General features: G+C 64.2%; 21 protein-coding genes. 16 read left to right on the forward strand and 5 right to left on the reverse strand.

Going from position 1 to position 25,273, the window contains the following annotated elements; all coding sequences use genetic code 11:
• Nucleotides 1–100 precede the first annotated feature (100 nt).
• The gene (locus GGD61_RS33455) at nucleotides 101–1,321 is read left to right on the forward strand and encodes an NAD(P)/FAD-dependent oxidoreductase (RefSeq protein ID WP_092259627.1); all 1,221 of its coding nucleotides are present in this window, start codon (nucleotides 101–103) and stop codon (nucleotides 1,319–1,321) included.
• Here the strand turns inward: GGD61_RS33455 and GGD61_RS33460 are convergent, their stop codons facing one another.
• Together GGD61_RS33460 and GGD61_RS33465 are read right to left on the reverse strand one after the other, a co-directional pair.
• Nucleotides 1,322–2,236: a ribokinase gene (locus GGD61_RS33460; protein WP_183231914.1), complete on the reverse strand. Its 915-nt coding sequence runs from the start codon at nucleotides 2,234–2,236 to the stop codon at nucleotides 1,322–1,324.
• 6 nt (nucleotides 2,237–2,242) lie between these two features.
• The gene (locus GGD61_RS33465) at nucleotides 2,243–3,136 is read right to left on the reverse strand and encodes a sugar kinase (protein WP_018322816.1); all 894 of its coding nucleotides are present in this window, start codon (nucleotides 3,134–3,136) and stop codon (nucleotides 2,243–2,245) included.
• Nucleotides 3,137–3,360: 224 nt separating this feature from the next.
• Here GGD61_RS33465 and GGD61_RS33470 point away from each other — a divergent pair, with 224 nt between their 5' ends.
• The 10 genes from GGD61_RS33470 to GGD61_RS33515 all read left to right on the forward strand — a co-directional run bounded on the left by GGD61_RS33470 (nucleotide 3,361) and on the right by GGD61_RS33515 (nucleotide 14,025).
• Complete coding sequence (locus GGD61_RS33470; protein WP_018322817.1) at nucleotides 3,361–4,209, forward strand: VOC family protein; 849 nt, start codon at nucleotides 3,361–3,363, stop codon at nucleotides 4,207–4,209.
• Between the two features lie 210 nt (nucleotides 4,210–4,419).
• On the forward strand, nucleotides 4,420–5,127 hold the full coding sequence (locus tag GGD61_RS33475) for a TetR/AcrR family transcriptional regulator (RefSeq protein WP_177237255.1): 708 nt from the start codon (nucleotides 4,420–4,422) through the stop codon (nucleotides 5,125–5,127).
• 308 nt (nucleotides 5,128–5,435) lie between these two features.
• On the forward strand, nucleotides 5,436–6,245 hold the full coding sequence (locus GGD61_RS33480; RefSeq protein WP_018322819.1) for an ABC transporter permease: 810 nt from the start codon (nucleotides 5,436–5,438) through the stop codon (nucleotides 6,243–6,245).
• A 55-nt stretch (nucleotides 6,246–6,300) separates the two neighbouring features.
• Nucleotides 6,301–7,293, forward strand: coding sequence for an ABC transporter substrate-binding protein (locus GGD61_RS33485; RefSeq protein ID WP_183231915.1), 993 nt, complete (start codon nucleotides 6,301–6,303; stop codon nucleotides 7,291–7,293).
• 151 nt (nucleotides 7,294–7,444) lie between these two features.
• The gene (locus GGD61_RS33490; protein ID WP_018322821.1) at nucleotides 7,445–8,290 is read left to right on the forward strand and encodes an ABC transporter ATP-binding protein; all 846 of its coding nucleotides are present in this window, start codon (nucleotides 7,445–7,447) and stop codon (nucleotides 8,288–8,290) included.
• Between the two features lie 203 nt (nucleotides 8,291–8,493).
• Complete coding sequence (locus GGD61_RS33495) at nucleotides 8,494–9,891, forward strand: hypothetical protein (protein ID WP_092259619.1); 1,398 nt, start codon at nucleotides 8,494–8,496, stop codon at nucleotides 9,889–9,891.
• Complete coding sequence (locus GGD61_RS33500; RefSeq protein ID WP_092259617.1) at nucleotides 9,888–11,039, forward strand: Gfo/Idh/MocA family protein; 1,152 nt, start codon at nucleotides 9,888–9,890, stop codon at nucleotides 11,037–11,039. Before GGD61_RS33495 ends, GGD61_RS33500 begins: the two co-directional genes overlap by 4 nt.
• A 136-nt stretch (nucleotides 11,040–11,175) precedes the next feature.
• Nucleotides 11,176–12,366: a dihydrodipicolinate synthase family protein gene (locus GGD61_RS33505; RefSeq protein ID WP_092259615.1), complete on the forward strand. Its 1,191-nt coding sequence runs from the start codon at nucleotides 11,176–11,178 to the stop codon at nucleotides 12,364–12,366.
• Nucleotides 12,366–13,229, forward strand: a complete 864-nt coding sequence (locus tag GGD61_RS33510; protein WP_092259613.1) for a sugar phosphate isomerase/epimerase — start codon at nucleotides 12,366–12,368, stop codon at nucleotides 13,227–13,229. Before GGD61_RS33505 ends, GGD61_RS33510 begins: the two co-directional genes overlap by 1 nt.
• A 604-nt stretch (nucleotides 13,230–13,833) precedes the next feature.
• Nucleotides 13,834–14,025 (forward strand): hypothetical protein, encoded by a 192-nt coding sequence (locus GGD61_RS33515; RefSeq protein WP_092259961.1) that lies wholly within the window; start codon nucleotides 13,834–13,836, stop codon nucleotides 14,023–14,025.
• A gap of 164 nt (nucleotides 14,026–14,189) precedes the next feature.
• Here GGD61_RS33515 and GGD61_RS33520 read toward each other — a convergent pair whose 3' ends face one another.
• From GGD61_RS33520 to GGD61_RS33530, 3 genes are all read right to left on the reverse strand, one after another.
• Nucleotides 14,190–15,563, reverse strand: a complete 1,374-nt coding sequence (locus GGD61_RS33520) for a Spy/CpxP family protein refolding chaperone (protein WP_244550716.1) — start codon at nucleotides 15,561–15,563, stop codon at nucleotides 14,190–14,192.
• 622 nt (nucleotides 15,564–16,185) lie between these two features.
• The gene (gene rocD / locus GGD61_RS33525; RefSeq protein WP_092259610.1) at nucleotides 16,186–17,400 is read right to left on the reverse strand and encodes an ornithine--oxo-acid transaminase; all 1,215 of its coding nucleotides are present in this window, start codon (nucleotides 17,398–17,400) and stop codon (nucleotides 16,186–16,188) included.
• Nucleotides 17,401–17,594: 194 nt separating this feature from the next.
• Nucleotides 17,595–18,815 (reverse strand): cytochrome P450, encoded by a 1,221-nt coding sequence (locus tag GGD61_RS33530; RefSeq protein ID WP_092259608.1) that lies wholly within the window; start codon nucleotides 18,813–18,815, stop codon nucleotides 17,595–17,597.
• A gap of 105 nt (nucleotides 18,816–18,920) precedes the next feature.
• Between GGD61_RS33530 and GGD61_RS33535 the strand changes: the two genes are divergently transcribed.
• The 5 genes from GGD61_RS33535 to GGD61_RS33555 all read left to right on the forward strand — a co-directional run bounded on the left by GGD61_RS33535 (nucleotide 18,921) and on the right by GGD61_RS33555 (nucleotide 25,259).
• The gene (locus GGD61_RS33535; protein WP_026201519.1) at nucleotides 18,921–19,463 is read left to right on the forward strand and encodes a phosphonopyruvate decarboxylase; all 543 of its coding nucleotides are present in this window, start codon (nucleotides 18,921–18,923) and stop codon (nucleotides 19,461–19,463) included.
• A complete protein-coding gene (locus tag GGD61_RS33540; RefSeq protein WP_092259606.1) occupies nucleotides 19,460–20,050 on the forward strand; it encodes a thiamine pyrophosphate-dependent enzyme in 591 nt (196 codons plus the stop codon). The genes GGD61_RS33535 and GGD61_RS33540 overlap by 4 nt, the downstream gene beginning before the upstream one ends.
• Nucleotides 20,051–20,211: 161 nt before the next feature.
• Nucleotides 20,212–20,898 carry a TetR/AcrR family transcriptional regulator gene (locus GGD61_RS33545; protein ID WP_177237251.1) on the forward strand — a complete coding sequence of 229 codons (687 nt, stop codon included), beginning with the start codon at nucleotides 20,212–20,214 and terminating at the stop codon, nucleotides 20,896–20,898.
• 1 nt (nucleotide 20,899) lies between these two features.
• On the forward strand, nucleotides 20,900–22,093 hold the full coding sequence (locus GGD61_RS33550) for an efflux RND transporter periplasmic adaptor subunit (RefSeq protein WP_177237250.1): 1,194 nt from the start codon (nucleotides 20,900–20,902) through the stop codon (nucleotides 22,091–22,093).
• Between the two features lie 70 nt (nucleotides 22,094–22,163).
• The gene (locus GGD61_RS33555; protein WP_038972774.1) at nucleotides 22,164–25,259 is read left to right on the forward strand and encodes a MexW/MexI family multidrug efflux RND transporter permease subunit; all 3,096 of its coding nucleotides are present in this window, start codon (nucleotides 22,164–22,166) and stop codon (nucleotides 25,257–25,259) included.
• Nucleotides 25,260–25,273: the final 14 nt, after the last annotated feature.

Below are 25,273 nucleotides of genomic sequence, written 5' to 3' on the forward strand. Positions count from 1 at the left end.
ACGGACACGAGCGCCGGCTCCTCGTAAGGCCAGCAACCAAAATCAGCGAGAGAGGAGACGGCATGGGTCACGCTCGTGTCTTCCGGAAATGGGCTGTCCAATGAGCGACGGTCCGGTGATCATCGTCGGTGCCGGCCATGGCGGCTATCAGGTCGCGGCATCGCTGCGCCAGGCGGGCTTTTCGCAGCGCATTTGCCTGATCAATGACGAGGCGCATCTGCCCTATCAGCGGCCGCCTTTGTCCAAGGCCTATATCAAGGGCTCGGCCGGGCCGGAGAGCCTGATGTTCCGGCCGGAGAAATTTTATCAGGACCAGAAGATCGAGCTGATCGCGGGCCGTGCAGTGTCGATCGACCGCGCCGGCCACAAGGTGCTGCTCGCCTCGGGCGAGACGCTGGCCTACGGTCATCTCGTGCTGGCGACGGGCGCGCGCAACCGGCTGCTTGATCTGCCGAATGCGAATCTGCCCGACGTGAAGTATTTGCGCATCCTCGACGAGAGCGAGGCGCTGCGTGCGATCATGCCCTCGAAGTCACGGGTCGTGGTGATCGGCGCCGGCTTCATCGGCCTGGAATTCGCCGCCACCGCGCGGATCAAGGGCCTCGAGGTCGACGTGCTCGAGCTCGCCCCGCGCGTGATGGCGCGGGCGGTGACGGCGGAGGTGTCGGAGTATTTTCAGGAACGCCATCGCGAGGCCGGTATCCGCGTCCATCTCGGCGTGCAGGCGACCTCGATCGAGGCAGAAGGCGGCAAGGTCACCGGGGTCTCCCTGAGCGACGGTCGGCATCTGCCCGCCGACCTCGTCGTGGTCGGCGTCGGTGTGCTGCCCAACATCGAGCTTGCCGCGGAAGCCGGGCTGCCGGTCGCCGCCGGGATCATTGTCGACGAATATCTTTCGACGGCTGACCCTGACATCTCCGCGATCGGCGATTGCGCGCTGTTCGCAAGCCCGCGCTTCGGCGGATCGCTGCGGCTGGAATCGGTGCAGAACGCCACCGACCACGCCCGCTGCCTCGCCGCGCGACTGACCGGCGACCGCAAACCTTACGACAGCCATCCCTGGTTCTGGAGCGACCAGGGCGACGATAAGCTCCAGATCTCCGGCCTCACCACCGGCTACGACCGCGTCGTGCTGCGTGGCAGCGCCGCGAACAAGGCGTTTTCCGCGTTCTGCTACAAGGGTGAGACGCTGCTCGGCATCGAATCGATCAACCGCGCCGGCGATCACATGTTCGGCCGACGGTTGCAGGGCATGAATCGCTCGATCACGCCGGCGCAGGCCGCGGATGAAAGCTTCGATCTGAAAAGCGCGCTGGCGTGATCAACCAGCGCGGAGCACAGCCGCCACTTCCGCGGCCGTCGGCATCGACGGCCCCGCGCCCATGCGCTGCACGCTGATCGAGGCGGCCGCGTTGGCGAAGGCGAGGGCGGCGCGCAAGGGCACACCGTCAGCCAGTTGCGGGGCGAGCGCGCCGACAAAACAATCACCGGCGCCGGTGGTATCGACCGCCTTCACGGCACGCCCGGGCACGGCGGCCTCTTCGCGCCCCGCAAGCGCAAGCACGCCGCGCTTGCCGAGCGTGATGCAGATGGTCTGGTCCGCGCGCGCCTGAAGTATTCGCGCAACATCGAAGATCTTCGCGGCCTCGTCGCCGTCGGATAATTCCTCACCGGCGAGGAAGCCGAGCTCGGTCTCGTTCAGCACGAGGATGTCGACGAGCGCGAGCAGTTCACCGGACATCTTTTGCGCTGGCGCCGGGTTCAGCAAGGTTACGGCCCCGGCCTCGCGTGCGCGCCCAAAGAACGCGGCAATCGTCGTCAGCGGGATCTCGAACTGGCTGACGGCGACATCGCCCTTCGCCAGCGGCACGTCCGCGACATCATCCGCGCCGACCTGCGCATTGCTGCCGGGAATGACGACGATGGTGTTATCGGAGGCCGCGACCGTGATGATCGCAGTGCCGGTGTGGGTGTCGGCGTCGCGCACCGAGCCGAGATCGATGCCTTGCGCGCCGAGGAACGTCTTCAGCTCAGCCCCGAACGAATCCTTCCCCAGTCGCCCGATCAGCATGGTCTTCGCGCCGAGCCGTGACGCCGCCACCGCCTGGTTCGCGCCCTTGCCGCCTGGAAAATACAGCACCTCGCGGCCGGCGACGGTCTCGCCGACGCGCGGGTGGCGATCGGCGGTCGCCACCACATCCATGTTGATGCTGCCGGCGACGAAAACGCGCCCCATCTGGATCTAGACCCTGACCTCGAACTCGTGCCTGACCTTGGCGATGTCGACGAGCGTCGGCAAGCCGGCCTCGTTGCCGAGGCGCTGGATCTTGAAGGTCGAGGCGGCTCGGGCAAAATCAAAGTGCTCGCGCCAGCTTTTGCCGGGATGGGCGAGGTAGGAATAGACATAGGCGCCGTGGAACACGTCGCCGGCGCCGTTGGTGTCGATCACGCGCTCGCGCGGAATCGGCATCGCCGGCATCACCTGCACCGTCCCTGTTTCGTCGTACCAGAGCAGGCCCTTCTCGCCCATGGTGATGCCGCCGATCTTGCAGCCGCGGCTCTTGAGATAGTCGAGCATCTTCTCCGGCGTCAGGTCCATCTGCTCGCACAGGCGTTCGGCGACGATGGCGACGTCGATATATTCCAGCAGCTCATGGGTGTTGGTGCGCAGGCCGCCGCCGTCGAGTGAGGTCAGAATGCCGGCCTCGCGGCAGACCTTGGCGTAGTGAATCGCGGCATCGGGCTGATGACCATCCACGTGCAGCGCGCGGCAGCCGCCGAGATTGAGCATCGGAAAGGGGTGGATGTGCTCGTCGTCGCGGCAGCGGACGATGGCGCGCTTGCCGTCCTTGGGCATGATGAAGGAGAGCGAGGACTGGTTGACCTTCCGCCCGTGCAGCGAGATCGCGTATTTCGCGCACATGTCCTGGAACATGCGTCCCAGCCAGTCATTGGCCGCGGTGGCGATCAGGTCAGGCACGATACCGAGCTTGGCGCAGCAGAACGCCGCCGTCACCGCGTTGCCGCCGAAGGAGACCGCGTAGTCCGAGGCCACGTGCTTTTCGTCTCCGGTCGGCATGTGGTCGGTAATGAAGACGACGTCGATATAGGTCTGTCCGATGAAGAGAGCCTGCATTGCTTGTCCGTCATGCGCTTTGTGGTCCAGGCCGGCGCGCTTACTGTAGCACCGGTTCCGCTCAGGGATCGCTGAAATTATTCGCAAATCTGCCGCCCCAAGCGCTTGAGGTCAGCATGAGGCCGGAATACGACCATCACCGGGCAATGCCAAGCCCGGACAAACGCCGTGTTTTCTGCGCATTGGTTCCAGGTCAATAAAAGGGTCGATCAAAAGGGGGACATATGATCACCGGCCTCGATCACGTCGTCGCTCTGGTCAGGGATATCGGTGCAGCCAAGGCGGCCTACCAGACGCTGCTCGCCCGCGCGCCGGCCTGGCAGAACTCCGGCGAGGGCGCCGACCGCGTGCTGTTCACCCTCGAGAACATGACGATCGAATTGATGGCGCCGAGCGGTTTCAGCGTGACGGCCGATCGGATGCGTGCGCTGCTCGACGACCAGGAGGGCGTGCTCGCCAGCCTGTGCTTTCGTGTCGCAGACATGAGCAGGATGCACCGGCGGCTGCAGCGGGTGGCCCTGAGCCCGGATCCGGTCGCCGAGGTCGAAAGCAGCGACGACGAGTCGGGCGCCGTCCTGCACTGGAAGCGCACGCGCGCCGCCACGGAACTCACGCGCGGCGTGCGCATGTTCTTCCTCGAACTGGCCGACGAGCGTCCGCTCTCCCCGGCGACCGACGTCGCGCCGATCGACGCACTCGACCATGTCGTCGTCACCACCGAGGATTCCGAACGCGCCGCCGCGCTCTATGGCGCACGGCTCGGGCTCGATTTGGCGCTCGATCGCTCGCACCAGGATTGGGGCCAGCTGATGTTCTTCCGCTGCGGCGATCTCATCGTCGAGGTGGTCCGCCGGCCGGTCGCCGGCGGTGACCACGCGCGTGACCGGCTCTGGGGCCTGAGCTGGCGGGTCGCCGACATTGACGCCACGCGCGCCCGCCTGATCGCCGCCGGCCTCGACGTCACCGAGGTCCGCAACGGCCGCAAGCCCGGCACGCGAATCATGACGGTGCGGAACGGGACGTGCGGCATTCAGACCGTTCTGCTGGAGCGCTCGCCCAAGCCGGTGGGGTGAAAGCGGTCTTTCCACTCGAAGACTCTCGTAGGGTGGGCAAAGCGCAGCGTGCCCACGTCTTGGCTGCTCGATGAGAAGACGTGGGCAAGGCGCAAGGGCGCCTTTGCCCACCCTACGACACCGGCTTGCTTGGCTTTCACTGTCGCGAAACTATGCGGCGGGCTGCCCGCGTGTTACATGCGTACCGACAGCACCCAGCGAGCACTCCACTTGGCGAAGGCAAAGCGAACTCTGAAATGGCAGCGTGATCCCGAGGGCATGCGGCTGCGCATTCTCGAAGCCGCCAAGCAGGAGTTTTCCGCTCACGGGCTCGCCGGCGCACGCGTCGACCGTATCGCGGCCAAGGCCGGCGCCAACAAGCGCATGCTCTACTACCACGTCGGCAACAAGGACGAGCTCTACCTCGCGGTGCTCGAAGGCGCCTATGACAAGATTCGCAGCGAGGAGCGGGGGCTCGATCTCGAGCATCTCGATCCGCCCGAGGCCATCCGGCGCCTGATCGAGTTCACCTGGAACTACTTCCTGCGCAATCCCGAATTCCTGTCGCTGCTGCAGACCGAGAACCTCGCGCGCGCCAAGCACCTGAAGAAATCGACCAAGGTCAAGTCGATGCATTCGCCCTTCGTCGAGATGATCCGCACCGTGGTGCGACGCGGCGTCGACAGCGGCGACTTCCAGGTCGCGGTCGATCCGGTGCAGCTCTACATCTCGATCGCAGGCCTCTGCTTCTTCTACCTCTCGAACTCGGCGACGCTCAGCGTGATCTTCGGCCGCGATCTCCTGGACAAAAAGGCCAAGGATGAGCGGTTGGCCCATATGGTCGGCCTGGTGCTGGCGGCGCTGACGGGGCAGTCCGTGGCCTTGTTCGAGATCGCGAAAGCGCCGAAGTCGCGCAGCGTGGTGGCGCAGACGGTGTAGTGCTCGCTCGTCGCTGGTCGACGATCGGCTGCTGATGCCAAGTTTCTCCGCTGTCCTCGCCCGGGCGATCCAGTATTCCAGAGACAGCGAAGGGAAGAGGAGAGGGCGCCGCGTACTGGATTCCCTGCTTTCGCGGAGAATGGCACCGAGAGTGGGGCGGTCTCATGCCCCGGACGCAGCGCAGCAACGTCCCATTTCCAAAGCACCGCGGAACCGCCGCCGCAAAACGTCACAGGGAAAGGTCTGGACAGTATTTATCCAACGGGTTAATTTCTCCCCACAACGAAGAAGACTGCCGGGAGTGAAAATTGGCCGAGCTGAAGCCGCAGAATGCGATCTCCAAGCTGCTGAATGCGGCCTGGGTTCGGCCGTTCTTGTTCCTCGTCTTCATCGTCGTCGCCTGGGATCTCGCCATCCGGCTGTTCAGGATCCCCGCCTATCAGATCCCGTCGCCCCTCGACGTCGTCGCGGTGCTGCGTACCGACTGGCCGGAATTGCTGCGCCAGTCCTGGCCGACGACCTATGCGACGGTCTGCGGTTTCGCGCTGTCCGCTCTGTTCGGCATTCCCGTCGCCATGCTGATCGCGGGCTCGAAGACGGTGGAGAGCTACATCTATCCGCTGCTGGTGTTCTCGCAATCCGTGCCCAAGATCGCGATCGCGCCGCTGTTCGTGGTCTGGTTCGGCTTCGGCATCATTCCAAAGGTGATCTCGGCGTTCCTGCTCGGCTTCTTTCCGGTGGTGGTCTCGGCGGTGCAGGGCTTCAAATCGGTCGATCCTGACATGGTCGATCTCGCCCGCGCCATGCAGGGCAGCCGCTTCCAGGTGTTTTGTGCGGTGAATCTGCCGCACGCGCTGCCGGCGATCTTCTCGGGTCTCAAAGTGTCGGTGACGCTCGCCGTGGTCGGCGCCGTCGTCGGCGAGTTCGTGGGGTCCAATTCCGGCATCGGCTACGTGATGCAGCGCTCGATCGGCACGTTCGACCTGCCGACGATGTTCGCAGCCCTGGTGATCCTCGCGCTGCTCGGCGTGATCCTGTTCTGGATCGTCGACCGGATCGAGAAGCTGGTCATTCCCTGGCATGTCAGCCAGCGCGAGGACGTGATTTTCGCTTCTTAACTAGAACACAAACGGCCACCAACGGCCGAAACAACAACGGCAAGGGAGAGTGACGATGAAGCGGTTGATTGGGGCTGTCTCAGCGGTGCTGATGGTGTTTGCGGCCATGCCGGCGCAGGCGGCCGACAAGGTCGTGCTGATGCTGAACTGGTACGTCTATGGCGAGCACGCGCCGTTTTATTACGGCAAGGCCAAGGGCATCTATGCCGCCGAGGCCATCGAGCTCGAGATCCAGGAAGGCCGCGGCTCGGCTGCGACCACGCAGGCCGTCGCCGCCAAGACTGCCGATTTCGGCTATGTCGACGTCCCCACCATGATGCGCGCCGCGATCAAGGGCGCGCCCGTGGTCGCGACCGGCGTGCTGCTCCAGACCTCACCGATGTCCGCCATGGGCTTCGCCGACAAGAACATCAGGAAGCCCGAAGACATCAAGGGCAAGACGGTGGCGATCACGCCGGCCGATTCCATGACCCAGATCTGGCCGCTGTTCCTGAAGAAGACGGGCCTGAAGGAGAGCGACTTCCAGACCGTTGCCGGCGATGGCCAGACCAAGCTCAATGCGGTCATCAACGGCCAGGCTGATCTGCTGCTCGGCTATGTCATGGACCAGTCGATGAAGATCAAGGACGCCACCGGCAAAGACGTCTACCCGATCAAGTTTGCCGACTACGGCATCAACATGGTCTCCTCCGGCATCATCGCCAATGCCGACTATGTGAAGGCCAATGCCGATCTCGTCCGCCGCTTCATGTCGGCGACGACCAAGGCGGTGGAAGCCGCCGAGAAGGAGCCGAAGGCCGCCGCGCAGTCGATCCTCGATGCCAACCCCAAGGGCGGCAAGATCGACACGCTGACGCAGGGTTTTGAGCTGACCATTCCGCTGTACCGGACCGCGGAGACCAAGAGCAAGCGGCCGTTCCAGGTCACGGACCAGAACATGACGGACTCCGTCAACCTGATGGTCGAATATGGCGGACTGGATGCCAAGGCCAAGGACAACCCGAAAGCCTTCTACACCAACGACTATCTGCCGAAGAGTGGCTCGTGAGCGATCAATATCCGCCGTCGTCCCTGCGAACGCAGGGACCCATAACCACCGGCCTTGATTGTTGCGGAAGGTCTTTCCCCGCGTGCCTGAACGTACCGGCACGGCGTATGGGTCCCTGCATTCGCAGGGACGACGGGGGGAGGGCGCTGCGATGAACCCTGCGACCAAACCAATCGATGTCCAGCCGGCCGCCCATCTGAGACTGGTGAGCGACCGGGCCGCGGGCGATGCCTCGGGCATCAAACTGTCCGGCGTGTCGAAGACCTACCGGACGCGCGACGGCGATGTGCCGTCGCTGCGTCCGCTCGACTTCCACATCAACGACGGCGAGTTCTTCGTCGTGGTCGGGCCATCCGGCTGCGGCAAGTCCACGCTGCTCAAGCTGATCTCCGGCTTGCTGCCGCCGACATCAGGCGAGATTCTGGTCGAGGGCGAGAAGGTGACGACGCCGCACGGCAATGTCGGCATCGTCTTCCAGAACGCGTTACTGCTGCCCTGGCGCAACATTCTGTCCAACGTCATGCTGCCGATCGACATGAAGCGGCTGCCGCGGGACAAATATCTTCCCCGCGCCAAGGCGCTGCTGAAGCTGGTCGGCCTCGAAGGCTTCGAGAAGAAGCTGCCGTGGCAGCTCTCCGGCGGCATGCAGCAGCGCGCCTCGATCTGTCGCGCACTGGTGCACGATCCAAAAATCATGCTGATGGACGAGCCGTTTGGCGCGCTCGATGCGCTGACGCGGGAGCGCATGAATGTCGAGCTGATGCGGATCCAGCGCGAGACCAGGAAGACGGTGCTGCTGATCACGCATTCGATTCCGGAGGCCGTGTTCCTGGCCGACCGCGTGCTGGTCATGACCGAGCGCCCCGGCGCAATCGCCGCGATCTACGACGTACCGCTGCCGCGCCCGCGCTCGCTCGACGTCATGGCCGACCCGGTTTTCACCGAGCTTGTGCAGCGCATCCGCAAGCATTTCTTCTCGCAAGGGGCATTGGACTAAGGCAATGCGACTAATCTCGGCTGCAACCACGACGGCGATGCGCTCCCTCTCCCGCTTGCGGGGGAGGGTCGGGGAGGGGGTGTCTCCGCTCGCGAGGACCCCTAAGAGGAGAAAACCCTCACCCGGCGCGTTGCGCCGACCTCTCCCGCAAGCGGGAGAGGTGCACCGCCGCCGTGGCGAAATCGTCGGGACCAACTAGCACTATGTCACCCCGCCTGAAGCTGCGAGACATCGCCTTCTTCGAACGTCCCGTGCAGTTCGCGCGGCCATTCCGCTTCGGTGCGATCACGATCAACGCGACGCCGCAATTGTTCGTGCGAGTCGAGATCGAGGTGGAGGGCAGGGGGAGCGCGGTCGGCGCCAGTGCCGAGCTGCTCGTGCCAAAATGGTTCGACAAGCGGCCGGAGCTGTCCCCGGCGCAGACGGTGGATGGCTTGCGGCGGTCGCTCGAGATTGCGCGCGGGCTTTATCTTGCGGAGACCGGGTTTCGTCCAGCGTTTGGATTGCATGCGTCGTGTATTGCCGCCCAAGTCAAGGCGTGTGCGGAAGAGGATATTCCGCCGCTTGCAGCGGGCTATGGTCCGGCGGAAATCGACAAGGCGATCCTCGACGCGCTCCTGCGCGCGGTCGGTGCGAGCTTTTTCGAGGGAATGGCTGACAACATCGCGGGGATCGACGGGCGGATGTCACTCGATCTGACCGGCGCCGAGATCGCAGGGTTTCTGAAGGGCCGAACGCCTCTGCCGCGGGTTGCTATACGGCACACGGTTGGCCTCGATGACAAGATCGAGGGCGAGGGTGGGGTAGCGGACGTACGCGAAAACGCTGGCGCTCGCTATTTCAAGCTCAAATTGTCGGGCGATCCGGAAGCAGATGTGGCACGGCTGGCGCGCATCGGCAAAGAACTCGGAAACCTGGATCGTGACTACAAGGTCTCCCTCGACGCCAACGAACAATACGCCGACCTTGCTGCATTGCGTGCATTGATCGATCGCCTTGATGGCGACGCAGCCCTGCACGGAATCTCGACCCGGCTTCTTTACATCGAGCAGCCAATGCCGCGCGATATTACATTCCAGACTGCTCTCGGGTCGCTCGCCACGCGTGACTTCATCATCGACGAAGCCGATGATTCCTACGGAACGTTTCTGGCGATGAGGCCGCTCGGCTATCGCGGCATCTCCTCGAAATCCTGCAAGGGTCTCTACAAATCGATCCTTAACGCGGTCCGCGCCGCGCAATGGACTACCGGCGCTGAAACGTTTTTCATCACAGGCGAGGATCTGACCTGCCAGGCCGGCCTCGCCGTGCAGCAGGACCTCGCGCTCGGCGCCTTCATCGGCGTCACCCATGCCGAACGCAACGGCCATCACTATGTCGACGGCTTTGGCGACACGCCTCTCGCCGAAGCGCGGGCGTTCGCCGCCGCGCATCCCGATCTCTATGCCGATACCGGGCAGGGCATTCGCCTCTCCATTCACAACGGCGATCTCCTGACGGGATCGCTCCACGCAACGGGCTTTGCGACGTCGGTTCATCCGGACTGGTCGGCGCTCCGCCCGCTCGAACAGCCGAGATCACTTCAGGAGCATTTGACATGACCACCCAACGCCTCGGCCTCATCATGAACGGCGTCACCGGCCGCATGGGGCTCAACCAGCATCTGATCCGCTCGATCGTCGCGATCCGCGAGCAGGGCGGTGTACGGCTGAAGAACGGCGACCGCGTGATGCCCGATCCGATCCTGGTCGGCCGCAGCGCCGAGAAGGTCGAGGCGCTCGCCAAGCGCTACAACATCACACGCTGGACCACCGATCTCGATGCGGCGCTCGCCGACAAGAACGACACCATGTTCTTTGATGCCGCGACCACGCAGGCGCGCCCGGGTTTGCTGACCCAGGCGATCAATGCCGGCAAGCACGTCTATTGCGAGAAGCCGATCGCGACGAATTTTGAGGAGGCGCTTGAAGTCGTCAAGCTCGCCAATGCCAAGGGCGTCAAGCACGGCACGGTGCAGGACAAGCTGTTCCTGCCCGGCCTGAAGAAGATCGCGTTCCTGCGCGATAGCGGCTTCTTCGGCCGCATCCTCTCGGTGCGCGGCGAGTTCGGCTATTGGGTCTTTGAAGGTGGTTGGCAGGAAGCGCAGCGGCCGTCCTGGAACTATCGCGACGAAGACGGCGGCGGCATCATTCTGGACATGGTTTGCCACTGGCGCTACGTGCTCGACAACCTCTTCGGCAATGTCCAGAGCGTGAGCTGCATCGGCAACACCGACATCCCCGAGCGTTTCGACGAGCAGGGCAAGAAGTACAAGGCGACCGCGGATGATTCCGCCTATGCGACGTTCCAGCTCGAAGGCGGCGTCATCGCCCACATCAATATGTCTTGGGTGACGCGCGTCTATCGCGACGACCTCGTCACCTTCCAGGTCGACGGCACCCATGGCTCGGCGGTCGCGGGGCTCAGCGACTGCATGATCCAGGCGCGGCAGGCCACCCCGAGGCCAGTGTGGAATCCCGACGAGAAGCGGCTGCACGATTTCTACGGCGACTGGCAGAAGCTGCCTGACAACGTCAGCTACGACAACGGTTTTAAGGAGCAGTGGGAGATGTTCATCCGTCACGTCTACGAGGATGCGCCCTACAAGTTCACGCTGCTCGAAGGCGTCAAGGGCGTGCAGCTCGCCGAATGCGCGCTCAAGAGCTGGAAGGAGCGGCGCTGGATCGACGTCGCGCCGATCAAGGCGTGAGATCGATTGGATAAGTCTCGATGTCTGTTAAGCCGTCACTGCGAGCGAAGCGAAGCATTCCAGAGTCTTTCTGCAGAGGCAGTCTGGATTGCTTCGTCGCTTCGCTCCTCGCAATGACGGGGAGAGGTCTGAAGTCATGAACAAGCCCGTTCTGCCGATGTCGTCATTGTCGCTCAAGCTGCCCAAGGCCGACCGGTCGATCGAGACCTACCGGCTCGCAGCCTCCCGTACGTTTCCCGCAAAGCTCGAAGGACCGCTGAACCGCATAGCCTTCTCGGCCGTGCACACGGTCGTCGATCCCTTCGCGGACAACGATCCCTGGCTGTCGGCTGCCGTCGACTGGGACAAGACCATCGCCTTCCGCGAGCACGTCTGGGACCTCGGTCTTGGCGTTGCCGAAGCCATGGACACCGCTCAGCGCGGTATGGGGCTGGACTGGCCGACCTCGCTGGAGCTGATCACGCGCTCGGTCGCCGCCGCCAAGCGCCGCAACGCGCTGGTGTTCTCCGGCGCCGGCACGGACCATCTCGTGGTCGAGGATGCCAGGAGCCTCGACGACGTGATCCGCGCCTATGAGGAGCAGATCTCGGCGGTGGAGAAGGTCGGTGGCCGCATCATCCTCATGGCATCGCGCGCGCTGGCCAAGCTTGGTCGCAACGCTGACGATTACGCCAAGGTCTATGACCGCGTGCTGTCGCAGGTCCGTGAGCCCGTGATCATTCACTGGCTCGGCGACATGTTCGATCCGGCGCTGGCGGGATATTGGGGCACCGGGGATCTCGACAAGGCGATGGACACGGCCGTGGCCATCATCAACGGCAACGCCGCCAAGGTCGATGGCGTAAAAGTCTCTCTGCTCGACAAGCAGCGCGAGATCGACATGCGCCGGCGCCTCGACAAGCGCATCAAGATGTACACCGGCGATGACTTCAATTACGCGGAGCTGATCGCCGGCGACGAGCAGGGCTTTTCGCATGCGCTGCTTGGTATTTTTGACGCCATTGCGCCGGCGGCATCCTACGCACTGTCGCGGCTGGCGGCCGGCGACGAAGCCGGATTCCACGACGTGCTGGGGCCGACGGTGCCGCTGTCGCGTCACATCTTCAAGGCGCCGACGCGGTTCTACAAGACCGGCGTGGTGTTCATGGCGTATCTCAACGGCCACCAGGACCATTTCACCATGGTCGGGGGACAGGAGAGCACGCGCTCTACGTTGCATCTGGCCGAGCTGTTCCGTCTGGCCGACAAGGCCGGCCTGCTCGCCAACCCTGAACTCGCGACGCAGCGGATGAAGACCGTGCTCGCCACCCACGGTATCGAATCCTGATGCGCGAATTTTCGTCCGACCATCGCTGGTTGTCGCTGAACACGGCAACCGTCCGCAAGCAGGGTGACCTGGTCGAGATCATCAATGCCTGTGCAAAGCAAGGCATCCGCGCCATCGATCCCTGGCGCGACCAGGTGGCATCCGTCGGCCTCGACCGCGCCGCGCGCGCAGTGCGCGATGCCGGCCTCGAGCTCTCAGGCTATTGCCGCGGCGGCATGTTCACCTCGGACGCATCGCGCCGGAGTGAAGTGCGCGACGACAACAGGCGCTGCGTCGACGAGGCCAAAGCGCTGGGCGCGCCCTGCATCGTCCTGGTCGTCGGCGGCCTGCCGCAATATTCGCGGCCGGGCAGCGAGGCCTCGAAGGACATCGTGACGGCACGCGGGCAGGTCGAGGAGGCTCTCGCCGACATGCTCGACTACGCGAGGCAGGCCAAACTGCCGCTGGCGATCGAGCCCCTGCATCCGGCTTACGCGGCCGACCGCGCCTGCGTGAATACGACGAAGCAGGCGCTCGACATCTGCGACCGGCTCGATCCTGCTCGCAGCGGCATGCTCGGCGTCGCGCTCGACGTCTATCACATCTGGTGGGATCCGGAGCTGATGAGCCAGATCGCGCGCGCCGGCAAGGATCGCCTGCTCGCGTTCCATGTCTGCGACTGGCTGGTGCCGACAAAGGACATCCTCAACGACCGCGGCATGATGGGCGACGGCGTCATCGACATCAAATCCGTGCGGGCGGCGGTCGAAGCGGAGGGCTTTGAAGGCTATTCCGAGATCGAGATCTTCTCCCACGATTGGTGGGGCAAGCCGATGGAGGAGGTGCTGCGGACCTGCATCGCGCGGCATAAGGCGGCGGTGTAAAGTTACCACGAGTGGCGGCCCCTACGGGCTGGCGAGCTGTTGCAGCGTGTTGAAGCGGACGTTCTGCCCGCTGTTCGGCGTCGATAGAACTGGTCCAGCGCAAGTTCGCCCCGCTGGCGAGGCGGCGAGCTGGTCGGAGTACCACCAAAGATGTGGTGGACTGCCATCAGCTTTCAGGCAGAATGTCATCATGCCGATGCCGCAGCCTCGCCACAGTCTGTGCCAGATCGGATGCGGTAATCAGTGGCATCAACGATCAGCAGGGACGGCGGATGTACCCATGCCTGTTGACCTTGAATGGCCCCGACGTGCAACCGTCGGGGCCATTGCCGTGTCCGGCGTGACATGGCTGGCGAGCTTTGCCGAAGGCACTGGCGTGCTTTGGCGCGGCGAAGGACCGCCAAGGACGATCTGCAATTCAATGCGCCGTGCCAAACTGGTTTTGCGATCGAATTTGTCGGCCACGGCCGTTCGCCGAAAAGTCGGACGATTGCGCTATCATTGATTCACCGTCAAACACCGGACTATCACCTGTCAATTCGATCTGCGAAGCTGTGACAACAGAATGCGCTTGCAAACAAGCAAGCGTGAAGAGAGGTTCGCAGTGGATAAGGTGCAGCGTTTGCGTGCGATGAGCTCACTATGCCGCCAACAGGCCGCGTACAACAGCATGAACAAATGGAAGCTGCTCGCAGAAGCGGAATACTGGGATCATCTGGCTAATCTCGAGTTGTCTTCTCACTTCCAGCAATGCAACGCGATCACAAACACGAATGAGGCTGGGCAGTCCTCGTGAGGTCGGAAACGAGGCTGTCGCTTGCGTTACGTGCCGCCGCACCCTCACAGAGAGTGCGCGGCAGCGACATACATGGTCTCGTCGAGCTTTGAAGCAGGACGATTACGTGACCCCGCTTCGTTCGACCGCGACGCAAATTGCAACGAGAGAACGCGATGCCGTCCTCACGGCCCCGCGACCTGTTGCAGCGTGTTGAAGCGCGCCTTCTGCTCGCTGCTCAGCGTGGCATAGAACTCGTCCAGCGCAGGCTCTACCAGCTTGGCGGCCGTCAGCATCGCCTCGAGCCGGTGCTGCATCGCCTCCAGCCGTCCGACCGGCGTCAGCGGCACATCGTTCGGGCAAGCCGCTTGCAGGCCTTCAACGCCTTTGGCTGTCGCTTCGCTGAGGCGGTCGAGCGCCTCCTTCTGCTTGCCGGCTGGGTGGAGCACAGCCTCGATCCTTTGGATCGGCAGCTGGGTCAGGCTGGATTTCGGATCGCCGCAGCCCTCGACGTTGGCTTGTTGCTGCGGCGAGCGCTCGCCGACATTCGGGCCGAGCGCATTGAAGCTGGCCTTCTGCTCGTCACTGAGCGAGTTGTAGAAATTCTCCAGGGCCGGTCGAACGATCTTGACGGCTTCCAGCGTCGCGCTGATGCGGTTCATCATCGCGCGCAGGCGGCCGGGGGGAGTCAGTGCATAGGTCTCCGCGCAGGAGTCCTTGAACACGCCGGCAGCGTTGGCCGCCGCGGTCTTCAATTCATCGAGCAGCGCGCGTTGCTCCGGCGTCGGCCGCACCGCTTTCGCGATATCGGCAAGCGGCCAGGCGGTGACGCCCTTGTCCGGTGTGCCGCACAGTTGCTGTAGCGTTTGCGGGCTCACGCTCGCGCGCGGACGGGCGCGACTGCTGCCGCCGGCTTGCGGATAATCATACGGGTTGGTGCTGGCATAGGCGGAGTAGGGGCCGTCACCACCCCAGAACACGGTGTCGACGAAGTCGTCATAGGCATATGCCCAATAACCGGGCTCGTAGCCATAGGACCAGAACGTGTAGTTGAAAATGTCGGAATAAGCGTAAGGCCAGAACACCGGCCCAAGCCACGCCACGAACACCGCGGGATGGCGGTGTCGCCAGGCCTGCCGGGGAGCCCAGCCGCTCTGGCGGGTGGTGAGCGCCGCCTGGGCTTGCGCAGGGGCCTGCTCGCGGAAGCGCTCGGCAAATCGCCCGCGCTCGGCCGCCTGCACGGCGGCGACGGCAGCGGCGGCTCGCCCAACTGTGGCGGGCTCGGGGCCCAACCGCTGCAGGCGCGCCTGATCGCGCTGCTGCATGCTCTGTTCGCGCTGGAGCAGGCGGTTCTGCGTCTGCAGCGTCCGCTCCTGTGCACGTTGCGCCCGCACGCCTTCCGGCTTCTGCGACTGCAATTGCTGCACGCGCTGTTGCATCCGATCGATGCGGCTCTGCCGTTCCGAGCTCTGACGCGTGAGCATCTCGCGCTGCCGCTGCTGCACGATTTGCTGTCGCTGCTGGATCTGCTGCTGATGCTGCTGCGCGCGCTGCTCCATCCCCTCCTGTCGCGGCGGCCGCGCGGTCACAGCCGATGGCCCGCTTGGACGCGAGGGGGCGGCGATATGCGGCGTCGGCCGCGGGGCCATGGCCGGACGTTGTGGTGCTGCCTGCGCCCGGTGGATTTCAGGTCGCGGCGCTGCCACGTGCGGGGCGGCTCGCGGCGGTGGTGCTGCAAAACGGGGGCCCGGACGCGGCGGCGGTGCTGCAAAACGGGGGCCCGGACGCGGCGGCGGTGCGGCGATGTGGGGCGCCGGGCGCGGCGCCATGGCCGGTCGCTGCGGCATGGCCGGTGGATGGAACGCCGGGGCGGCGGGACGTGCCATCGCTGGCGGCGCCGCCGGACGGGCCATGGCCGGCGGTGCTGCTGGCCGTGCTGCCGGCGCTGCGGCCGGACCGGCAGGTCCGCCCCTTCCATGTCCCTGGCCGGGTCCTTGGGCGAGCGCGCCGACGCTCGTCGCCAGCATCGAGACACCAATGAAAGCAGCCGTAAGGCAAGCGCCATGCGGAAGCATGATTGTCGCTCCCAGCTCGTAATCGCCCACGACGTTCAACGCGCAGCTGGCGGAATCGTTCGTTGCCGGCCGCGGCCGGCATTGCGATCTTCCGACGCAGGCCGCCTCAAGAGAAATCCTGCGTCAGGGTGGTGGCGAGCCGCTCTAACGCCCAGTCGACCTGGTCGCTTGTGATTACCAGCGGCGGAGCGATGCGGATCGTCTGCTCGTGGGTATCCTTGGCCAAGATGCCCTTGCTCTGAAGCGCCTCGCAGTAGCGGCGGGCGCGGCCGGCCTCGGGATGCAGCTCAACCGCCAGCATCAAGCCGCGCCCGCGCACCTCGCGGATCGTGTTGGCGCGAATGTCTTTCAAGCCTTCCAGAAAGCGCGCGCCCTGCCTGGCCGCGTTCTCGATCATGCCTTCCTCGGTCAGCACGCGCAGCGCCGCGCGCGCCACCGCGCAGGCAAGCGGATTGCCCCCAAACGTCGAACCATGCTGGCCGGGCCTCAATGTCCCGAGCACGTCGTTGTTCGAGAGCACGGCCGATACCGGATAGAAGCCGCCGGACAAGGCCTTGCCGAGCAGCGTCACGTCCGCCTCGATTCCCTCGTGCTGTTCGGCGAGAAGCTTGCCGGTGCGGCCGAGCCCGGTCTGGATCTCGTCGAGTACCAGCATCACGTTGTTGGTGGTGCAGAGCTCCCGCACCTCAGCGAAATAACCGGCTGGAGGAAGGATGACACCGGCTTCGCCCTGGATCGGCTCGACCAGAAAGGCGACCGTGTTTGGGGTGATTGCCTCCGCCAGCGCCGTGGCGTCGCCGAACGGGATGATCTTGAAGCCCGGCGCGAACGGGCCGAAATGTGTGCGAGTGTCGGGGTCGGTTGAAAAGCCGACGATGCCCAGCGTGCGTCCGTGGAAATTATTGGCGCAGACGATAATCTCGGCCTGGCCGTCCGGCACGCCCTTCACCTCATAGCCCCATTTGCGCACCGACTTGATCGCGCTTTCGACCGCCTCGGCGCCGCTGTTCATCGGCAGCACCTTGTGGGAGCCGGTCAGTGCCGCGATCTCTTCGTAGAAGGGGGCGAGCTGGTCGTTGTGGAAGGCGCGCGAAGTGAGCGTCAGCCTGTGCGCCTGTTCCACCATCGCCGCCAGGATCTTGGGGTGGCAGTGGCCCTGGCTGACCGCCGAATAGGCCGAGAGGCAATCGAGATAGCGGTTGCCCTCGGTATCCCAGACCCAGACACCTTCGCCGCGGGACAAGACGACCCCGATCGGCTCGTAATTATGGGCCCCAAAGCGTGCTTCCGTTGCGACGAAATCAATGACCGACGCGCTCATCTGTCGTCACTCCATGGCTGCGCGCGGCGGTGCCAACCGACTGCACCGCCGGCCCTCAGCTTGATCTGGGTATCAACTTGCCGCCTTGGAAGTCTTCATCCCTCCGGTGGCGTAGCCCGATCTGATTTGCCAAAAGTATCAGAGGGTTCTCTACTGTGCATGGGGTTGTTTTCGCAGTTTTTGGTGTCGAGCCCTCAGCCGATCGTACAGGGCACGCTCAAAAAGCCGCGAAACCGCACCCGTCCGCCCCGCACCGGCTGGCCACTGACGGCATAGTTCGGGAAGCGCGCCAGGAACCGCGAGATCGCAATCGCGCCCTCCAGCCGCGCCAGCGCCATGCCGGCGCATTGATGCGCGCCGGTGGCGAAGGCGAGATGCCGGTTCGGTGTGCGCGCGATGTCGAAGCTCTCGGGGTCCGGAAACTGTGCGGGATCGCGGTTGGCGGCGCCAATGCACAGCGTCACCGACGTGCCGGCATCGAGCATGACGCCGCCGAGTTCGATCTTTTCCGTGGTCATGCGGTTGCCGAGCTGGTTCGAGCTCTCATAGCGCAGCATCTCCTCGACGGCGGTCTTGATCATGTCGGGATTGCCGATCAGCCGCTGCTTCTGGTCGCGATTGCGATCCAGCGCGACGAGGCCGTTGCCGATCAAATTGGTGGTGGTCTCGTGCCCGGCATTGAGCAGGAAGATGCAATTGTGCAGCAGCTCCTTCTCGGTCAGCCGCTCGCCATTCTCCTCACCCTGGATCAGGCGTGTCAGCACATCGCGCTCGGGATTGCCCGGCTTGTCGCGCCGGCGTGCCACCAGCGTCTGGAGATAGCTGAGAAAATCCGTCACCGCCTTGTTGCCGCGCGCGGCGACCTCGGGCAACACCACGGGTTCGAGCGCACCCAGGATCGCCAGCGACCAGTCGCGCAGTGGCCCGCGTTCCTCGTGAGGCACGTCGAGCAGATTGCCAATCACCTCGATCGGGATGGACGCGGCGAAATCCTCGATCAGCTCGCAAGCCCCTTTGGCCGCGATGGCATCGAGCAGACCGTCCACCAGCTTGACGATGTCAGGCTCCATGCCGGCGATCGCCCGCGGCGACAACGCGCCCATGATCAGGCGACGCACGCGGGTATGCGCGGGCGGATCGTTGAAGACGAGGCTGGTGGTGTGATGCTCGTAGAGCGGGGTGTCGCCGTATTTCGGCGCGAACTCGCGCTTCTTGTCCGAGCTGAACGACTTGGTGTTCTTGTAGGTGGTGACGAGATCGTCATAGCGGGTCAGGAACACGGTGCCGCTGCGCAGGCGCTTGACCGGCTCGTTCTCCCGCAGTGCACGATAGGTCGGGTAGGGGTCGTCGTAGAATTCCGGCGTCAGCTTCTCGAGGTCGAAGCTTGCCGCCAGCGCCTTCGCATCTGCGTTCATCCCGTTATACTCGCCGGTTAAAGCCGTTATGCCGTTTTTGTTGTTCTGGTCGGCGCACGCATGCGTCTACAGTCTGCCCACCTTGCTAGCCGACCGGACAGGAAAATGCACGCACGCGCTGACGCTGCCGACACGGCGCCGAATTGGCCCGATGATATTTTCGCGACCTTGCAACGCTTCGATGTCAGGCAGGTACCTTACGTGCCGGATGCCGGCCATTCCAAGTTGATCCAGCGCGTGCTGGCATCGTCCACGATGCGCGGCATTCCGCTCACGACGGAAGAGGAGGGCGTGGCGCTTCTCGCCGGCGCCTGGGCCGGCGGACAGCGCGGCGTCCTGCTGATGCAGTCGAGCGGCGTCGGCAATTGCATCAACATGCTGTCGCTGATCCCGATCCTGCGCTTCCCGTTCCTGACGCTGGTGACCATGCGCGGCGAGTGGGGCGAGTTCAATCCGTGGCAGGTGCCGATGGGCTCGACCACGCAGGGCGTGTTCGAGCTGTCGGGTGTCCAGGTGCTGCGGGCCTCCAGCGCGGCCGAGGTGCCGGCCGTGCTCGAAGCCGCTGCGTCGCAAGCCTACAACGCGCTCACCCCCACCGCTGTCCTTCTGTCGCAGCGCCTGATCGGCGCCAAGGTTTTCACCAAATGAGCAAGGCTAATCTCCTCGATCGCCGCCAGGTGGTGTCCACGCTGCTCGCGGACCGCAAGGACGTCGTCGCGATCGGCGGCCTTGGGGCCTCCACCAACGACATGTGCGCGGCCGGCGACCACCCCCGCAATTTCTACCTCTGGGGCGGCATGGGCGGCGCCGCGATGATCGGGCTGGGGCTCGCCCTGGCGCAGCCAAAACTGCCGGTATTGGTCATCACCGGCGACGGCGAGATGCTGATGGGCATGGGCAGCCTGGCCACCATCGGGCTGCAGAAGCCGTCCAACCTCTCGATCGCAGTGCTCGACAACGAGGCCTATGGCGAAACGGGCGGCCAGACCAGCCACACCTCCGCTGCCGCCGATCTCGTTGGCGTCGCCAAGGCCTGCGGCATCGGGGATAGCCGGGCCATCACGACCATGGCCGAGGTCGAGGCCTTTGCCAAAGCCGTCCACGACGTCTCTGCGGGGCCGCGCTTTGCCAATATGAAGATCGACAGCGCCAGCCTTGAGCGGATTTTGCCAAGCCGGGACGGGACTTACATCCTCAACCGGATCCGCGGCGACCTCGGCTTCCAGCCAATCTAGGGCGGGCCTGTCCATTCCCACCGGCGCCCAGGTCCTGCACGGAAGCCGTGCAGGCAGGGCCAATTTCCACTGAATTAACGACGCACTCAGGTTGCGATGCAACATAGTGCTTGACTTTTTGCGTGGGTGAGTGCTTACTCACTAGCATGAGCTCATTGCGTATGACGAGCGACCTGAGGCGTCAATTGATCCTCGGAGCCGCGAAACGCTGCTTTGCCCGACATGGTTATACCGGCACCACGACCAAGAGCGTGGCGGCCGCCGCTGCCATTTCCGAGGCGTTGCTGTTCAAGCATTTCCCGTCCAAGGCGGCGCTCTACGCCGAAATCCTCAGCGACGAATGCGAGGCCGACCCGGCGCTCACCGAGCTTCTCGAGCGGGAGCCTTCGACCGCCACGCTGGTCGAAGTGATCCGCGGCATGGTCGAGCATTTCCTGCACATCGCTGATGGTCCCGATCAGGAAGAGGCCCAGCGCCTGCGACTGATGGCCACGAGCCATTTGGATGATGGCGAATTCGCCCGTTTGCTGTATGCCAAGATCGAGACGCTGATCGGGGCGATCTTCGTCTCCTCGCTCGAACGTGCCGTTGCCGCCGGGGACGCACGGCCATGCAGCGGCAATCCACTCAACCTGTTCTGGTTTGCGCATCACTCGGTGATGACTGCGGCGCTGACCAGGCTGCCGGCCACGCCTTGCCTCGCTTACGGCAAGGCTGAAGACCTCGAGCGGCAGCTGTGTGAGTTTCTCCTGAGGGGTATCGGACTTAACGACGCCGCAATTGCTTCGCATCTGGGCCACAATCAGGCCGCGGATGCCGGCAAGGCGGCGATTGCAGAGAGTGCATGACATGAACATCGTAACCGAACACAAGATTTCGGGCGAACCGATCGACAGCAAGGCTCCCAAGCGTCCGGTCCGGCCGGTGCTCTGGTTCATCATCGTCGGCACGCTCCTGGCGGTGCTGGTCGGCGGCCTCGTCTGGTTCAATTATTTCCGCGGCCAGATGATCAAGCAGTTCTTCGCCAACAACAAGCCGCCGCCGACCGCGGTCAGCGCGGCGGAGGCCAAGTCCGAGGTGGTGCCGAACCTGCTCACCGCGGTCGGCGGCCTCGTCGCCGTGCACCAGGTCGACGTCAGTGCCGACGTCAACGGCCGCGTCACCGAGATCAAGTTCGCGCCGGGCACGCGCGTCGAAGCCGGCACGCCGCTGGTCCAGCTGTTCGACGCGCCGGAGCAGGGCGACCTTGCCAATTACAAGGCCCAGGCGACCGTCGCGCAGCTGTCGCTTGATCGTGCCAAGCAGCTGGCCGCGCGCCAGTTCGGTCCGCAGGCGACCGTCGATACCGCGCAGGCCGCCTACGACCAGGCGCAGGCCGGCATCGCCAAGACCGAGGCGCTGATCTCGCAGAAGCTGGTGCGCGCACCGTTCTCCGGCGATCTCGGCGTCCGCAAGGTCGAGGTCGGTCAGTATCTGACGGCGGGTACGGCGATCGTGTCGTTGACCGATCTGTCGGAGCTGTGGGCCAACTTCACCGTGACGGAAAAGGATTCCGGCAGCCTCAAGGTCGGCCAGACTGTCAAGTTGAAGGTCGATGCCTATCCGGGCCGTATCTTCGAAGGCAAGATCACCACGATCGAACCGCAAATCTCGACCGACACCCGCAACATCCGCGTGCAGGCGACGATCGCCAATCCGGAGAAGATCCTGAAGCCCGGCATGTTCGTGACCACCACGGTGGTGCTGCCGGACAAGCCGGCCGTGATCACCGTTCCGGAGACGGCGGTCGACTACACGCTGTACGGCGACTCGGTGTTCGTGATCACCGAGAAGAAGGAAGAAGACGGCAAGACCAGCCTGTCCGCGGTGCGCACCTTTGTGCAGACCGGCAACCGGGTCGAAGGTCGCGTCGAAATCATCAAGGGCGTGAAGGCGGGCGACAAGGTCGTTGCCGTCGGCCAGCTCAAGCTGCAATCGGGCGCGGCGGTGTCGATTTCGACCGACCCGGCTCCGCAGATCCCGGCGCAGCCGCCGCGCTACTGACCCTCTGCATTCAAGTGATCCGGCTCGGCCGGATCACTTTTCTTGAGACATATAAATCGAGATCGCCGCGATGCGCTTTACCGATATTTTCATCAAACGCCCGGTTCTGTCGGTCGTTGTCAGTCTGCTGATCCTGCTGATCGGGCTGCGCGCGGCGATGGTGCTGCCGATCCGGCAATATCCGAAGCTGTCGAACACGGTCATCAACATCACGACCGTCTATCCGGGCGCGTCCGCGGATCTGATCCAGGGTTTCATCACCACGCCGATCGAGCAGGCGGTCGCGTCCGCCGAGGGCGTCGACTACATCACCTCGTCCTCGGTGCTCGGCACCTCGACGATCCAGGTCTACATCAAGCTGAACTTCGATCCGAACCAGGCTCTCACCGAGGTGCTGGCGAAGACGAATTCGGTCAAATACCTGATCCCGAAGGAATCCAACGACCCGATCGTCACCAAGACCACGGGCCAGACTACGGCCGTGATGTATCTCGGCTTCTCGTCCGAGGAGCTCTCGGGCTCGGCGATCTCGGATTATCTGACGCGCGTGGTGCAGCCGGTGCTGTCGACCGTCGACGGCGTGGCTTCCGCCGACATTCTCGGCGGCCAGACCTTCGCGATGCGGCTGTGGCTCGATCCCGAGAAGATGGCCGGCCGCAACGTGTCGCCGGCTGACGTCGCTGCGGCGATCACCGCCAACAACTTTCAGTCCGCGGCGGGCCAGACCAAGGGCTATCTCATCGTCTCGAACGTCTCGACGAACACGGGCCTGACCGACGTCAACCAGTTCAAGAAGATGATCGTCAAGGCCAAGGACGGCGGCTTCGTGCGGATGGAGGACATCGGCACCGTCGAGCTTGCCGCCCAAAGCACGGATGCAAGCGTCGCCTTCAACGGCGAGCACGCGATCTTCATCGGCGTGCAGGCAACCCCGCAGGGCAACCCGCTGACGCTGGTCAAGGGCGTGCGCGCGCTGTTCCCCGAGCTCGAGCGCAATCTGCCGCCATCGATGAAGATGAAGGTCGCCTACGACTCGACCAAGTTCATCCAATCCTCGATCGACGAGGTGGAGAAGACGCTCGGCGAAGCCGTGATCATCGTGATCGTGGTGATCTTCCTGTTCCTGGCGTCGCTGCGGTCGGTCATCATTCCCGTCGTCACGATTCCCTTGTCGATGATCGGCGTCTGCACCCTGATGCTGGCGCTGGGATTCAGCTTCAACCTTCTGACGCTGCTCGCGATGGTGCTGGCGATCGGCCTCGTGGTCGACGACGCTATCGTCGTGGTGGAGAACATCCATCGCCATCTGGAGGAGGGCAAGACGCCGGTCCAGGCCTCGCTGCAAGGCGCGCGTGAAATCGTCGGCCCGGTCATCTCGATGACCATCACGCTCGCCGCGGTGTACGCGCCGATCGGCTTCCTTGGCGGCCTCACCGGATCGCTGTTCCGCGAATTCGCCTTCACGCTGGCGGGCTCGGTGATCGTGTCGGGCGTGATCGCGCTGACATTGTCGCCGATGATGTGCTCGGTGCTGCTGAAGAACACCGAAGAGGGCCGCTTCGCCAAGGCCGTCAACAAGGTGTTCGGTGCGCTGACGCGCTGGTACGGCCGCAGGCTCGACCGCTCGCTCGACTACAAGGCGATCACGGGCCTGTTCGCGGTGACGATCCTCGGACTCGTCGGCTTCCTCTACATGCACACGTCGAAGGAGCTGGCGCCTGAGGAAGACCAGGGCATCGTGTTCGCGGTGACCAAAGCGCCGAAATACGCCAACATCGACTATGTCGATTTCTACGGCGACAAGCTCGACCACGAATTTTCGAAATTCCCCGAGACCGATCTGCGTTTCGTGCTGAACGGCATCAACGGCCCGCAGGGCGGCATCGCCGGCATGCTGCTCAAGCCCTGGGAGGAGCGCAAGCGCTCGTCGATCCAGTTGAAGCCGCTGGTGCAGGCCGAGCTCTCCAAGATCGAGGGCGTGCAGGCCTTCGCATTCAACCTGCCGCCGCTGCCGGGCGGGCCGGGCGGTCTTCCGGTGCAGATGGTGATCAATTCCACCGCCGGGTTCCAGACGGTCTATGAGCAGATGGAGAAGCTGAAGGACGCTGCGCGCAAGAGCGGCATGTTCATCGTCTCCGACAGCGATCTTGCCTACAACCAGCCGAACGTGAAGGTCACGATCGACCGCACCAAGGCGCAGGATCTCGGCGTCAATATGCAGAACCTCGGCGCCACGCTCGCGGTCCTGCTGGGTGGCAACTACGTCAATCGCTTCAATCTGGAGGGCCGGTCCTACCAGGTGATCCCGCAGGTTCCGCGCGCCAAGCGGCTGTCGCCGGAATCGCTCGGTGGCTTCTATGTGACGACCAACACCGGCCAGCAGCTTCCGCTGTCGACGGTGGTGTCGATCGAGACCAAGACCGATCCAAACTCGCTGACGCACTACAATCAGCTCAATTCGGCGACGTTCTCGGCCGTGCCGATGCCCGGCGTGACCGTCGGTGCGGCGGTCGACTTCCTCGAAAGCGAGGCCAAGAAGCTGCCGCAAGGCTTCAGCCACGACTATCTCGCGGACTCCAGGCAGTACGTGCAGGAAGGCAATCAGCTTGCGATCACCTTCGGCTTCGCGCTCATCATCATCTTCCTGGTGCTGGCCGCGCAGTTCGAGAGCTTGCGTGACCCGTTGGTGATCATGATCTCGGTGCCGATGGCGATCGTCGGTGCGCTGATTCCGCTGTTCTTCGGCGTGGCGACCATGAACATCTACACCCAGGTCGGTCTGCTCACCTTGGTCGGCCTGATCACCAAGCACGGCATCCTGATGGTGGAGTTCGCCAACGAGCTCCAGGTCAACGAGCGGCTCGACCGCCGCTCGGCCATCGAAATGTCGGCCCGCATCCGCCTGCGGCCGATCCTGATGACGACGGCCGCGATGGTGACCGGACTGATCCCGCTCCTGACTGCGACCGGCGCGGGCGCGGCCAGCCGCTTCTCGATCGGCCTGGTCGTCGTGGCCGGCATGTCGATCGGCACGCTGTTCACGCTGTTCGTGCTGCCCGCGGTCTATGTGGTGCTGGCAACCGACCATCGCGCGGCCGCCGATTCCGAGCGGAACAAGCAGGTCAATGAGCTCGACCTTGGCTCCAAGGCCCTGCGGCCGACCTGACGCCGCAAGCTAGC

It is taken from the genome of Bradyrhizobium sp. SBR1B (genome assembly GCF_014198205.1).
GTDB lineage: Bacteria > Pseudomonadota > Alphaproteobacteria > Rhizobiales > Xanthobacteraceae > Bradyrhizobium.